Genomic DNA, 13,098 nt, shown 5'->3' on the forward strand with positions numbered 1-13,098 from the left:
ATGAGCGAAAACCAAGGGAGGCGGTCATGCTTCGCGTTGAACAGGCCCTTACCGAACGTCTGCCATGGCTTGCGCAGCACCCGATGATCCGCCGTCCGGTGGCCGGGATGCTTGGACGCCTTGCGGACGAGACCGGTTTCAATCGCACGCTTGATCGCATCGGCAATGTCGAAGGCCTGGCCTTCGCCGAGAAGGCGCTGGAAGTCCTGGGTTGCAGCTATCACGTGGTCCAGCGCGAGCGGGAACATATTCCCGTTGAAGGCGCCGTGCTGATCGTCGCCAATCATCCGTTGGGTATGCTCGATGCCATGGCGCTGGTCAACCTGGTGGGTTCCGTGCGCCAGGATGTACGCATTCTGGGTAACGACTTCCTCGCCGCGCTTCCGCAGATGAATCCGCTGCTGCTGCAGGTGGATGTGTTTGGTAGCGGCGCCGCATCACGTTTGCGCAATGTGTATCGCGCACTGGATCGCGGCGAAGCGCTCATCGTTTTCCCGGCCGGCGAAGTTTCGCGCATGGGACCTGCCGGTGTGCGCGACGGTCGCTGGTCGGAAGGTTTCGCCCGGCTGGCGATGCGCAGCAAGGCACCGGTGTTGCCAATTCATGTCGCCGCACGTAACTCCGCAGTGTTCTACGGTTTGTCGATGCTCGCCAAACCACTGAGCACGGCGATGCTGCCGCGCGAAGCCGTCGCCACGCATGTCAGCCGTATCGGCTTCAGCGTAGGTGCCTTGGTCGGCGTCGACGAATTGGAAAAACGCAGCGATGGATCGCCGCAGCGTGCTGCCGATCTGATGCGGCGCCATGTGTATCGCCTTGGCCGCCGCCGTGGTCTGATCTTCGGCGGTCAGATTGCGCTGGCGCATCCGGAGCCGGTCGATCGCGTGGCGATGGAGCTGGCGCAAAGCGAAAAGTTGGCCGATCTTTCCGATGGCAAGCAACTGATCGTGCTGCAAGGATCGTCAGATAGCGCGGCTCTGCGCGAGATTGGTCGTCTGCGCGAACTGACGTTCCGCAAAGTGGGCGAGGGTACCAATACACGCCGCGATGTGGATGCCTTCGACGCGCATTACGAACACCTCGTGTTGTGGGATCCGAAATCACTCCGCATCGTCGGCTCGTATCGTCTTGGGCATTGTGGTCATGTGATCGCCCGGCACGGTATGTCGGGGCTGTATACCTCCAGCCTGTTCCAGTATTCGCCCGCGCTTGAATCGCGCCTCGCTCAGGGTCTTGAGCTGGGACGCAGCTTTATTGCCCCGGCTTACTGGCGCTCGCGTGCATTGGATCAGTTGTGGCAGGGCATTGGTCTGTATCTGCAGCGTCACCCCGATATGCGTTACCTCTTCGGTCCAGTCAGCATGTCGGTGAACCTGCCGCTGCAGGCACGTGAGTGGATTGCTGCCGCACATCAGCACTATTTCGGGGCCCCCGGCCTGGCGGCTGCTCGTCAGCCGTTCCGCGTTTCGCAGGACGTTCTCGAAGGCGTGCGGCGCGAACTCGAAGGCCTGGATGCCGCAAGCGGCCTGGGCAAACTCCGCAACCATCTGGATGCCCTGGGCGTGAGCCTGCCCGTGCTTTACCGCCAGTACGTCGATCTGGTCGAACCGGACGGCGTGCAATTCCTCGATTTCGGTGAGGACCCTGGCTTTTCCGGTTGCGTCGATGGGCTGGTCATGCTCGATCTGACCCGGCTGAAGCCTGCAAAACGCGCCCGTTATCTGGGCAAAAGCGACTAGGTCGCCGAAACCATCGCGTCAATCGGATTTGCTTGCCTAGACAGCCTGGGCAGGTAACCCTGCGATTGAGATACCACTGTAAAAATAATGTAAAGCTTATGTGGGATTGTGCTAAGGTATCGCTAAGGATACGTGGCTGCTTTCTCCCTATCCGCGCCAAAAATTGCGCGGGTAATGCGTACGAATCAACTGCTGACAAAAGTTATCCATTCAAGAGCTTATGAAGCGGGGTCAGATGCGGTCTTGCGTCGACCCTGAGTAAGTCAAAAACCTAGGGTTCCAAAAAAGTTTGTGTGGCTCATCTGTCATGAGCCCGAGGCTTTTTTGTGTTGAAGGATTGCAAGTAGCGGAAGGCCGGGCGGTCCGGCCATGTTGTGTGTCGCAAGAGAAGTTCAAGCAGTCACAAGCGGTGGTACAGAAATCTCAAAATCAACAATCGTACGGGGCTCTCAATGAAACGAACACATCTATCCGCAGCGATTGCGGTTGCCTGTTATATGTCGATGGGCATTGCGGTGGCGCAGACCGCCAACGACCAGCCGCAGAACACTCAGAGCAGCACCCCTGCCTCCCAGCAGCGCGTTAATCCTTCCAGCACGTCCAACACCACCACGTCGAACGACACGCGTCGCGACGTGCAGCAGATGTCCACCGTGACCGTGCAAGGTCAATCGCTGTCGCTCGGCGGCGGTTTGATGTCGGTGCAGACGGCGCCTAAAGCCGTGTCGACCATCACGCGCGAAGCCATCGAAAAGGCCAGCCCGGGTGCCAACTTCACGCAAATGATCGGCTCGATTCCGGGTGTGAACGCCGCGACCGACGACGTCACCGGTCTGGCGAACGGTCACTACAGCATGCGCGGTTATGACTCGTCCGACATCGGCATGACCGTCAACGGTGCGCCGATTACCGATACCGGCAGCTACTCCGTGTACGCCACCGAATACGGCGACTCGGAAAACATGGGCGATATCACGGTGCTGCAGGGCATTCCGGATATCGACATGCCCGACTCGGGCGCCAGCGGTGGTCACATCGGCTGGGCGACGATCGATCCGCCGCATCAGGGTGGCGTGGATTTCACGCAGAGCATCGGTAACGACGACTATCGCCGTACCTTCGTTCGTTTGAACACGGGCGATCTGGGTCCGGTGCGTTCGTGGGTATCGTTCTCCAACAACACCGCCGACATGTGGCGCGGCGCAGGCGACCTGCGCGTAGCCAAGGTCGACGGCAAGTCGGTGTGGACCATCGACGACAACAACTCGATCAGCGCATCGCTGCAGTACAGCCGCCAGAGCAACCTGGAATATGACTCGCTCTCCAAGGCGCAGGCGCTGCAGTACGGCTACTTCTACAACTACAACACCGAATGGATTCCGCTGAACAATCTGAAGGGTGCGGCGCTCAAGAGCGCAGCAACCACGGATGAGAACTTCTACGCGCTGCACACCAACCCGTACTCCAGCTACATGTACAGCATGGACGGCGAGTTCAAGGTCAGCGATACCATCCACTTGTCGGTGATCCCGTACTACTGGTGGGGCGACGGCGGTGGCGGCGGTGGCGGTCTCGCGCAGGAAAGCGATTCGCCGATCAACAAGTACCTGTACGCCAACATCGACCTCAACGGTAACGGTTCGGTCACCAACAGCACGAAGGCCAACTTCTCCGGCGGCACGGTGTATTCGTACTCGTCGGCGCTGACGTACCGTCCGGGTGTGCTTGCGAAGTTCAACGAAGACTTCGGCATGGACAACAGCCTTGAATACGGCTTCTGGTACGAGCGTTCGCGCAAGAGCCAGGCTGAAAGCTATGGCCTCGTCGATCCAGAAACGGGCATCCCGGGTGACGTGTGGGGCAACAACTCGTTGCTGACCTACCCGACCGGTGGCGCCGTGCAGAAGTTCTACGACGAATACACCACGACCGAGCTGAAGAAAGGCTTCGTCACGGACAACTGGACACCGAACGACTACTGGACCTTCGTCGGCGGCGTGAGCTACCTCTACGCCACGCGTACGGGTTTCAGCTACGACTATCCGGGTTCCACCACGCAGACCTTTGCCAACTTCAACAACAACTGGCACAAGTTCCTGCCGATGGCCGGCATCAAGTTCCAGCTGGACGAGCACAACCAGTTCTACATTGGCAGCGGCAAGACCTTCCGCGTGCCGTCGAACACCGCTGCGATCCTCGACGCGCTGGCTGGCGTGAACAACGGCGCACCGGAAATGTCGTGGAACACGGACCTGGGCTGGCGCTACTACGGTGATGCCATCTCGGCCAGCGCCGACCTGTATCACAGCAACTACTTCAACAAGCAGGAAGTGGGCTACAACCCGGTCAACAACGCTGAGATCTACACCACGATCCCGCACATGGACATGCAGGGTTTCAACGGTGAAATCAGCTGGAAGTTCGCGCAGAACTTCACGGTGTACAGCTCCTACACGTACACCCAGGCGAAGATCCGCGGCGATCTCGACGGCGGCCCGTACGACAGCAACAACGGCAATGGCCCGGGCATCTATCCGACCGATGGCAAGACCATGCCGGATACGCCGCGCAACATCGGCAACCTGAGCCTGAGTTACGACAACTCGCGTTACTGGGCCAGCTTGAACGCACGCGCTACCAGCTCGCTGTACGGTGACTACATGAACACCGAAACGGTTGGCGGTTTCACCACGTTCAACTTCAGTGCCGGCTATCGCTTCGACGATTGGAGCAGCTTCCTCACCAAGCCGTACCTGAAGCTCAATGTCGGCAACCTGCTGGACCATCATGCGTTCAGCTACGTCAGCTCGGCGCCGGTTCTGTCCAGCTCAGCAGTTGGCAAAGAACTGAACCTGTACAACAGCACGGCGTATTACGGTCTGCTGCAGCCGCGTTCGTACATGCTGACGTTTGGTGTGTCGTTCCGCTAATCAGGCTACGCCTCTACGCGCACTGTTAACGCAGTGCGTGTCGGAGCCTCGTATCACCTGATGCTGTCTAAAAACTCCCTGCAGCGTGCTGTGGGGAGTTTTTTTATGGCCCCAAGGCACGGATAACGCCATGCATTGACCGCATTGCCCTCAAAGCGGGATGCTAGGCGGCCGCACGCAGGTCGCGCTGGTTTGCGCGACATGACGAAGTGGTCAGGAGAAAGAAGGCATGAACGATACACAGATCGATAAGTCCGGTAAGCCCGCCACGGTCAATGCGCGTATTTCGCCGGCCGGCGGACTCGACATCCTGTCGCGCAACGAAGTGGCGCGACTGCGTGACGTCAGCGGTTCCGGGCTGCATGGATTGTTGCGGCGTTGTGCGCTGGCGGTGTTGACGTCGGGCGATATCAGCGACGATCCGCGCGGCATGTTCGAGCAGTATCCGAATTTCGATATCCAGGTGCTGCAGCAGGATCGCGGCATCAAGATCGAATTGCAGCATGCACCGGCACGCGCCTTCGTCGATGGCCAGATTATTCGCGGTATCAACGAGCTGCTCGTCGCCGTGGTGCGCGACATCGTTTATGTATCCACGCAACTCGAACAAGGCAATTTCGATCTCGACGACAGCGTCGGCCTCACGCATGCCGTCTTCGAGATTCTTCGTAACGCACGCATTCTCAAGCCGCAGATCGATCCCAATCTTGCGGTGTGCTGGGGCGGTCACTCCATCTCGCGCGATGAATACGAATACACCAAGTCGGTGGGCTATCAGCTCGGCTTGCGTAGTCTCGACATTTGTACGGGTTGTGGTCCCGGTGCCATGAAGGGGCCGATGAAAGGCGCAACCATCGCGCACGCCAAACAGCGTCGCAGAAACAATCGCTACATCGGCATTACCGAGCCGGGCATCATCGCGGCCGAGTCGCCGAATCCGATCGTCAATCAGCTGGTGATCATGCCGGATATCGAAAAGCGCCTCGAAGCATTCGTGCGCATGGGACACGGCATCATCGTCTTTCCTGGCGGCGTTGGTACGGCGGAAGAAATTCTGTACCTGCTCGGCATTCTTCTGCATCCGGACAACGCGGGCATTCCGTTTCCGCTGATTTTTACGGGCCCCAAGAATTCGGCGTCGTATTTCGAGCAGATCGATAAATTCCTCAAGCTTTCATTGGGTGACGAGGTTTCGCAGCACTACAAGATCATCATCGATGATCCGATTGCTGTGGCCCACGCGATGGTTCGCGGCATCGACAAGGTGCGCAATCATCGTCTGGACAACAAGGATGCATTTTTCTTCAACTGGTCGCTGAACATTCCGCTCGCGTTTCAGCAGCCGTTTGCACCCACACATGAGGCGATGCGTTCGTTGGCAATCCGCCGCGATCGTCCGCGTCACGAACTCGCCGCCGATTTGCGTCGCGCGTTTTCCGGCATCGTCGCGGGCAATGTGAAAGAAGAGGGTGTTCGTGCCATCGAAAAGGAGGGTCCGTTCGAGATCGACGGCGATCCGGAAATCATGAAGGCGCTCGATCATCTGCTGCAGGCCTTCGTGCATCAGCACCGCATGAAACTTCCCGGCGGAAGCGCTTACGTACCTTGCTACCGCGTGCTGACAGCCTGAATCGCCGCAAGAAAAGAGGGTCCGCGTCTTGACAGTCTCGGGCCCTATTCCTCAAACTATGCAGCTCCCCGCCCGAATAGCTCAGCTGGTTAGAGCACTTGACTGTTAATCAGGGGGTCGTTGGTTCGAGTCCAACTTCGGGCGCCATATTCAGGTTCTTCTGGGCAACCAAAGCCTTGGAAAACCGCAATAACCCGCGAGAGCGGGTTTTTTTGTGCCCAAAGATCGTCGGACGATGCCGAAAAGCGTGGCTCGACGGCCCGATTTGTGCTTGTCTATCCCGCTCTGCTTGATCGACGCCGAATGGATGACGACCTGTGCTGTGCCAGCCATTGCTACCTGCCAGTTATTTGACACCGGATTTCCTGCTTGCGCGGGCGACGCCGGCTGACGGGCGGCGGGTGTCATGACGCGGCGACAGGTGACGCAGCGGGTCGTGCTTTGCGCCCCGGCTACTTTCCACGGCCGCCGCACCGGCGCGTTGCCGCCGCAGGGCGGCGTAAAGATTTTGCTGACTGATCCACAAAACTGGGCATCCAGAAGGCGGATCACCGAAAGAAATAATGCCTATTACGCGGGCTCGTTCTCGCTGGCGGGTGCGGGTGCGCTGGGTGGTTCGATCGCGTGGCCGCAACTGTCGATCGACGTCGACGCGTCGCCCATGTTGCTGGCGATCAAACAGCAGGCGCAGATCTACCGCAAGCCGCTCGCCGGCACCGCCGGTTTTGCAGCGGGCGCAGCGATAGCCGTGTTTGCCTCGCACGTTGTGCATTCGATGCAACACAACGAGATCGCTCCGGTGATGGCCACGGTGGCACCACAGCCGTTGCACAGTGTTGCTTTGCCTGCACCGGCGAAGTCGCCGGACGTTGTTACCGGCCCGGCGTTGTTGGAAGTCGTCGAAGTTCATCCGCCCAAAACGAAACCGGCAGTGAGTTTTGCCGACGAACGACCCGTTTTGGTTGTCACGGCGCCGCGCGAGAGCAACGTCGAGGGTTTCAATCTCGACATCACTTCATCGAACAGTTTGTGGGCGAAAGCGGGTGCGCGTTATCACATCGATCCGGCATTGATCTATGCCGTGGCGCTGGTTGAAACGAAAGGTGTGCAACCGGACGGCGCAGTAGCGCCCAGCCCGTGGGTGGTGCGCATCAATGGGCATCTTCATAACGGTTCGCGTTCGGAGTCCGAACACGCCATCGAACTTGCTTACCAGATGGCGGTGCCTGTGCAAGACGTGGGCATCATGCAGGTGTATTACCCGATGCATCGCGACATCGAACCCAATCCGATTGCGTTGCTCAATCCCGCACGCAATATCGAGATCGGTACCAGCCTGCTGCACAAGGCGATGACACAGACATCCGATCCGGTCCTTCGCATCGGTTATTACCACAGCCACGATGTGCAGCTTGCGCGTGGTTACGGTCAAACCGTGCTCAGTGTCTATCATGAGTTGAAGACGGTACTGGGCCGGTCGCCCACGAGTGCCGTGGCGCTGGCCCGCGTCCAGGCCTCGTCATTCGGCATGCATCCTGGCGGCTGATCGCCGACCATCCCTTACGACGGCCTGAATCCGCACGATATGCACTGACGTGGAAGATAACCCTGCCGTCGTTTCCGTCGGCCCGCTAAACTGCGTCTTTGACCGCCAACGGCTAGACCATGCCCCAACCCTACGTTGTGCAATTCAACCCCGTCGCGTTGCATCTAGGGCCAGTCCAGATCCACTGGTACGGCTTGATGTACCTGCTGAGTTTTCTCGGCGCCTGGGGATTGGCCGAATACCGCCGCAAGCAAGGTCGCCTTCCCGTTAGCCGCGACGCGCTGGGCGATCTGGCGTTCTACGCGATGATGGGTGTGATCCTCGGCGGCCGCATCTGGTACATGCTGTTCTATTACGCGGGCGGCATCCGCTGGATCTGGATCGAGCCGGCCGCACTGTTCCGCGTGTGGGACGGCGGCATGAGTTTTCATGGCGGCTTGCTTGGCGTGTTGGCCGCTGGCTTATGGTGGTCGCGCCGCCACAAGCTGAATTTCTTCGACACCGTCGATTTCGTTGCGCCCATCGTGCCGGTTGGCCTGTGCCTCGGGCGACTGGGCAACTTCATCAATGGCGAATTGTGGGGAAAACCCGGTTCCGTGCCGTGGGCGATGATTTTCCCCAGCGCGCGCGATGAAGACGCAGCGCTTGCCGCGACCGATCCGCATCTTGCGTCGTTGATGCAGCAGTACGGCGGCTTGCCGCGTCATCCGTCGCAGGTTTACGAAATGCTGCTGGAAGGCGTGGTGATGTTCACCGTGCTGTGGCTGGTCTCGCTGAAGCCGCGCCCGCGTTATCTCATCTCGGGATTGTTCGCGTTGCTGTACGGCTGCTTCCGCTTTGCCGTGGAGTTCGTGCGCGTGCCCGACGCGCAGCTGGGTTACCTCGCCTGGGGATGGCTGACGATGGGGCAGATCCAGTCGTTGCCGCTGATCCTGATCGGCCTGTGGCTGATCTGGCTATCTCGGCGCGCGCCGACGCTGCCGCTGGCCGTACCGGCACCCACCGAACCGAAGAAAGCGTAGACTCTTTCGCATGCGCGCCTATCTCGACCTGCTTCGCCACGTGCTGGAACACGGCACGGAAAAAACCGATCGCACCGGCACCGGCACGCGCAGCGTGTTCGGCTGGCAATTGCGCTTCGATCTCAACGACGGTTTTCCGCTCGTCACGACGAAGAAGTTGCATCTGAAATCCATCGTGCACGAACTCATCTGGTTTCTGCGCGGCGACACCAACATCGCCTATCTGAAAGAAAACGGTGTTTCCATTTGGGACGAGTGGGCCGACGAACACGGCGATCTTGGTCCCGTCTACGGTAAACAGTGGCGCGCGTGGCCCACGGCCGACGGACATATCGTGGATCAGATCCGCTGGGTGGTCGAAGAGATCAAGCGCAATCCCAATTCGCGCCGCTTGATTGTCAGCGCATGGAACGTCGGCGAATTACCGAAGATGGCATTGATGCCATGCCATGCACTGTTTCAGTTTTACGTGGCCGATGGAAAGTTGAGCTGCCAGCTGTATCAGCGTTCCGGCGATATTTTTCTTGGCGTACCGTTCAACATCGCCAGCTATGCGTTGCTCACGCACATGATTGCGCAGGTCTGCGGTTTGGGCGTGGGCGATTTCGTGCACACGCTGGGCGATGCGCATCTTTACAACAACCATCTGGAACAGGCGCACTTGCAGCTGACGCGCGAGCCGCGGCCCTTGCCGCGGTTACGACTCAATCCCGATGTGTCGTCAATCTTCGATTTCCGCTTCGAAGATATCGCGATCGAGGATTACCACCCGCACCCCGCGATCAAGGCGCCGGTGGCGGTTTAAAGAAGCGTCGAACTTGTTGATGCCTCCGCGGAGCCGGGGCAAGGCCTGTCACATTGACGGCCGCCCGGAATTGCTCCCTGAGGGGCTACCCTGTTTGTCCCATCAAAACGCTATAATGGCCGGTCAGCGTTGCCGGGAGTAAGACCGGCCGCACGTGCCGTTCGGCTTACCCGTTATCGCTCGGAGCTTCCATGGCTATTTCACTGATTGCCGCCCTTGATGAGAACTTCGCCATCGGTCGCAAGGGTCAACTGCCCTGGCATCTTCCGGACGATCTGCGCTGGTTCAAGCAGCTGACGCTCGGCAAGCATGTGCTGATGGGTTACAACACGGCCGTGTCGATTGGCCGCTCGTTGCCTGAGCGCGAAAACCTCGTGCTGTCCCGCCGCCACGATGCTCCGTTCCCGGGCCAGGTGACGGTGCGCTCGATTGAAGAAGCCCAGGCGCGTTCCAACGGTACGGGCCTGATGGTGATCGGCGGCGGCAAGGTATTTCACGATGCGTTGCCCATGGCAACCCGCCTGTATCTCACCTGGGTCTCCGCAGCGGTCGATGGTGCCGATACCTTCTTCCCCGGTATCCATTTCAGCGACTGGACCGAAGTGAAGCGCACGCACCATAAGAAGGATAGCGATCACAGCTACGACTTCGACATGGTCGAGTACGTTCGCAATTGCTGATTCTTCTTTCGTGAACGACCGCGCCGGTGCATCGCTGCATGTCATGGCTGGCGTGCTGCGCGATACGCAGGGCAGGGTGCTGCTTGCGCAACGTCCCGAAGGCAAGCATCTGGCCGGATTCTGGGAGTTTCCCGGTGGCAAGCTGGAACCGGGCGAATCGCCGCAGCACGCATTAGTGCGTGAATTGCACGAAGAGCTGGGTATTCGTATTGATCCTGCCGATGGCACGGCGTTGATTCGTGTGCCGTGGCGTTATGGCGACCGCGATCTGTTGCTTGATGCGTGGGAATTCACACGTTGGCAGGGCACACCGGTTTCGCTGGAAGGGCAGGCCATCCAATGGGAATGGCCATCGCGTGTCGACATCGCGACGCTGGCGCCAGCCGATCGCCCGATTTTGCAGGCTTTGCGTTTGCCGGCGATGTACGCGATCACACCCGCGGATGTCTTGCCCGAATACATTGACGAGTGGTTCGTGCGTGTGAAAGCGGCCGTCGAAAACGGTGCGCGTTTGATCCAGCTGCGATTGCCCGCGTGCTCGGCGATGCAGGTCCGCGCCCTTGCTGCACGCCTGCAACCGCATGTCGTTGAACACGGTGCCTGTCTGTTACTCAATGGCGATATCGATGGCGCGCTCGATCTCGGATCGGGCATCGGTGTGCATCTCACCTCTGCACAGTTGATGGAGCTGGATGCCCGTCCGTTGCCGTGGGGGCAGGTGGTCGGCACGAGCTGTCACAATGCTTCGCAACTGAGTCACGCGGTCAGCATTGGTGCCGACTTCGCGACGCTGTCGCCCGTGGAGGCCACGGCCAGTCACCCCGGCGCACCGGCACTCGGCTGGCCTCAATTCCAGCAGCTGGCCGATAGCGCTGCGCTGCCGGTCTATGCACTGGGTGGCGTGACGCCGGCCATGCTCGGTAAGGCACGTGAAAACAGCGCCCAGGGCGTGGCGGGCATCCGCGCGTTCTGGTGACGCTTGCTCAATCCCATCGGCAGCAGTAGCGTGCAGACATGCGCATCGTCTATCGAGCCCAGAACCTCATCGACGCCCATCTGGTGAAGGATGCGCTTGAGAACGCCGACGTGCCCGCATTCATTGCCGGCGAATATCTCACTGGCGGCGTGGGACAGCTGCCAGCCATGGATTACGTAGCGGTATTGGTGCCTGATTCGAGCATCGATGTGGCCGAGCCCATCGTGCGCGACATCGACCGTGCGCTGACAGAAGCGCGATCGGCGATCCGGGAGCTGGACGACGATACCGGCGACTTGCTGCCCGCAATCGGTTGAGGCGGCCATGTTCAATACGTCTATCGCGACGCCAGCGGGCGTCGGCAGCGAAATGTCCATGCGCGGCCATCATCAAGATGGTGATCGGCGCACCGCGGTTTTTCAGTACCAGCCTGTTTGTAGTCTATGCGCACGTGGGCCGGATGGCTGCTCGCGCTAGCGGGTATCCTCTCGGGTGCGATGCGCCCTCGTCGGCGCGCCTGACCGTATTTACGACATAACGGAGTGCATGCATGACATCGTTTGAAGATCTGATTCGCGCGGTGCCGGATTTTCCGAAGCCTGGCATTGTGTTTCGCGATATCACACCGTTGCTTGCCGATGGCGCTGCGTTTGCGCGTTGCATTGATGCCATGGCCGAACCGTGGTTGCAAAGCAACGTGCAAGCCGTGTGCGGCGTCGAATCGCGCGGATTTATTTTTGCCGCGGCACTCGCACAAAAATTGAAAGCCGGTTTTATACCGCTGCGCAAACCCGGCAAGTTACCACCGCCTGTCATGCATGCTGATTACAAGCTCGAATACGGTACCGATCGTCTCGAAGCACGTGAAGGGACGATTCGCAAAGGTGAACGCATTCTTCTTGTCGATGATGTTCTGGCGACAGGCGGCACTTTAGGTGCTGCACGTAACTTATTGGAACAACTGGGTGCCGATTTGGTAGGCGCATCCGTTGTTATCGAATTATTAGCGTTACAAGGACGTGCCCTTTGGCCGGAACGCGTACCGTTGCGTACTGTGCTGCACTATTGATTCACTGTAGTTCCTGAAAGTGGAGGTTCGACCATGCTTGGCATCGGTGCTTGGAAACAGCGCTTGCCTCATCGGGACGACGCCTTGCCTGGACGCGAGCAACCGATCATTCCCGCTGACGAACATCATGTTCACGGCCGTGCGTTGCATCCCGAAGCTTTTCCAAACAGCGAAAGCGTGTTGTTGGGCATGGGCTGCTTTTGGGGTGCCGAAAAGAAGTTTTGGAACATTCCTGGCGTGCTGACGACGGCGGTGGGTTACGCCGGAGGCTACACGCCCAATCCCAGCTATCGCGAAGTATGTTCGGGTATGACCGGACACGCGGAAGTGGTGCACGTGGTTTATGACCCGGTACGCGTGTCGTTCGATACGCTGCTGAAAACGTTCTGGGAAAACCATGACCCCACGCAAGGCATGCGTCAGGGCAACGATACGGGCACGCAATACCGTTCGGCCGTCTATACGTCCAGCGTAGCGCAACTGTCCATTGCGCAAGCTTCAGCGAGGCGTTTTCAGGCCGAGCTGGCGCGCAAGGGCTACGGCAACATCACGACGGAAATTGCAATGGCTGGACCGTTCTATTTTGCCGAAGACGACCATCAGCAATACCTGTCTAAGAATCCGGAAGGTTATTGCGGTCTCGGCGGAACCGGTGTGACGTGTCCTATTGGACTTGCGGCAAACGCTTGAGAGGGCACCTG

At 59.2% G+C, this 13,098-nt stretch carries 11 protein-coding genes and 1 tRNA gene; all 12 read left to right on the forward strand.

Features of this window, described 5'->3' with window-relative positions; genetic code table 11:
• Positions 1–26 precede the first annotated feature (26 nt).
• The 12 genes from olsF (at position 27) to msrA (ending at position 13,087) form a co-directional block, all read left to right on the forward strand.
• Positions 27–1,739, forward strand: coding sequence for a bifunctional ornithine lipid synthase OlsF (gene olsF / locus EKH79_RS15665; protein ID WP_126674759.1), 1,713 nt, complete (start codon positions 27–29; stop codon positions 1,737–1,739).
• A 452-nt stretch (positions 1,740–2,191) separates the two neighbouring features.
• Positions 2,192–4,669: a TonB-dependent receptor gene (locus tag EKH79_RS15670; protein ID WP_126674760.1), complete on the forward strand. Its 2,478-nt coding sequence runs from the start codon at positions 2,192–2,194 to the stop codon at positions 4,667–4,669.
• 229 nt (positions 4,670–4,898) lie between these two features.
• Complete coding sequence (gene ppnN / locus EKH79_RS15675; protein ID WP_126674761.1) at positions 4,899–6,299, forward strand: nucleotide 5'-monophosphate nucleosidase PpnN; 1,401 nt, start codon at positions 4,899–4,901, stop codon at positions 6,297–6,299.
• Positions 6,300–6,369: 70 nt separating this feature from the next.
• Positions 6,370–6,446: transfer RNA gene (locus tag EKH79_RS15680), tRNA-Asn, on the forward strand.
• Between the two features lie 259 nt (positions 6,447–6,705).
• Positions 6,706–7,845, forward strand: a complete 1,140-nt coding sequence (locus tag EKH79_RS15685; RefSeq protein WP_126674762.1) for a transglycosylase SLT domain-containing protein — start codon at positions 6,706–6,708, stop codon at positions 7,843–7,845.
• Positions 7,846–7,964: 119 nt separating this feature from the next.
• A complete protein-coding gene (gene lgt, locus EKH79_RS15690) occupies positions 7,965–8,867 on the forward strand; it encodes a prolipoprotein diacylglyceryl transferase (RefSeq protein ID WP_126674763.1) in 903 nt (300 codons plus the stop codon).
• A gap of 10 nt (positions 8,868–8,877) precedes the next feature.
• Positions 8,878–9,672, forward strand: coding sequence for a thymidylate synthase (locus EKH79_RS15695; protein WP_126674764.1), 795 nt, complete (start codon positions 8,878–8,880; stop codon positions 9,670–9,672).
• Between the two features lie 191 nt (positions 9,673–9,863).
• Positions 9,864–10,352 (forward strand): dihydrofolate reductase, encoded by a 489-nt coding sequence (locus EKH79_RS15700; protein ID WP_126674765.1) that lies wholly within the window; start codon positions 9,864–9,866, stop codon positions 10,350–10,352.
• A gap of 10 nt (positions 10,353–10,362) precedes the next feature.
• A complete protein-coding gene (locus EKH79_RS15705) occupies positions 10,363–11,328 on the forward strand; it encodes a Nudix family hydrolase (RefSeq protein ID WP_233590354.1) in 966 nt (321 codons plus the stop codon).
• Between the two features lie 38 nt (positions 11,329–11,366).
• On the forward strand, positions 11,367–11,645 hold the full coding sequence (locus tag EKH79_RS15710) for a putative signal transducing protein (protein WP_126674766.1): 279 nt from the start codon (positions 11,367–11,369) through the stop codon (positions 11,643–11,645).
• A 233-nt stretch (positions 11,646–11,878) separates the two neighbouring features.
• Positions 11,879–12,397: an adenine phosphoribosyltransferase gene (locus EKH79_RS15715; protein WP_126674767.1), complete on the forward strand. Its 519-nt coding sequence runs from the start codon at positions 11,879–11,881 to the stop codon at positions 12,395–12,397.
• 33 nt (positions 12,398–12,430) lie between these two features.
• Positions 12,431–13,087: a peptide-methionine (S)-S-oxide reductase MsrA gene (gene msrA / locus EKH79_RS15720; RefSeq protein ID WP_126674768.1), complete on the forward strand. Its 657-nt coding sequence runs from the start codon at positions 12,431–12,433 to the stop codon at positions 13,085–13,087.
• Positions 13,088–13,098 lie beyond the last annotated feature (11 nt).

It is taken from the genome of Dyella dinghuensis, assembly GCF_003977615.1.
Lineage (GTDB): Bacteria > Pseudomonadota > Gammaproteobacteria > Xanthomonadales > Rhodanobacteraceae > Dyella_B > Dyella_B dinghuensis.

Bases quoted from the DNA above. Each gene is read 5' to 3' on its own strand.
- olsF (WP_126674759.1), top strand. From the start codon at position 27: ATGCTTCGCGTTGAACAGGCCCTTACCGAACGTCTGCCATGGCTTGCG.
- EKH79_RS15670 (WP_126674760.1), top strand. From the start codon at position 2,192: ATGAAACGAACACATCTATCCGCAGCGATTGCGGTTGCCTGTTATATG.
- ppnN (WP_126674761.1), top strand. From the start codon at position 4,899: ATGAACGATACACAGATCGATAAGTCCGGTAAGCCCGCCACGGTCAAT.
- EKH79_RS15685 (WP_126674762.1), top strand. From the start codon at position 6,706: ATGACGCGGCGACAGGTGACGCAGCGGGTCGTGCTTTGCGCCCCGGCT.
- lgt (WP_126674763.1), top strand. From the start codon at position 7,965: ATGCCCCAACCCTACGTTGTGCAATTCAACCCCGTCGCGTTGCATCTA.
- EKH79_RS15695 (WP_126674764.1), top strand. From the start codon at position 8,878: ATGCGCGCCTATCTCGACCTGCTTCGCCACGTGCTGGAACACGGCACG.
- EKH79_RS15700 (WP_126674765.1), top strand. From the start codon at position 9,864: ATGGCTATTTCACTGATTGCCGCCCTTGATGAGAACTTCGCCATCGGT.
- EKH79_RS15710 (WP_126674766.1), top strand. From the start codon at position 11,367: ATGCGCATCGTCTATCGAGCCCAGAACCTCATCGACGCCCATCTGGTG.
- EKH79_RS15715 (WP_126674767.1), top strand. From the start codon at position 11,879: ATGACATCGTTTGAAGATCTGATTCGCGCGGTGCCGGATTTTCCGAAG.
- msrA (WP_126674768.1), top strand. From the start codon at position 12,431: ATGCTTGGCATCGGTGCTTGGAAACAGCGCTTGCCTCATCGGGACGAC.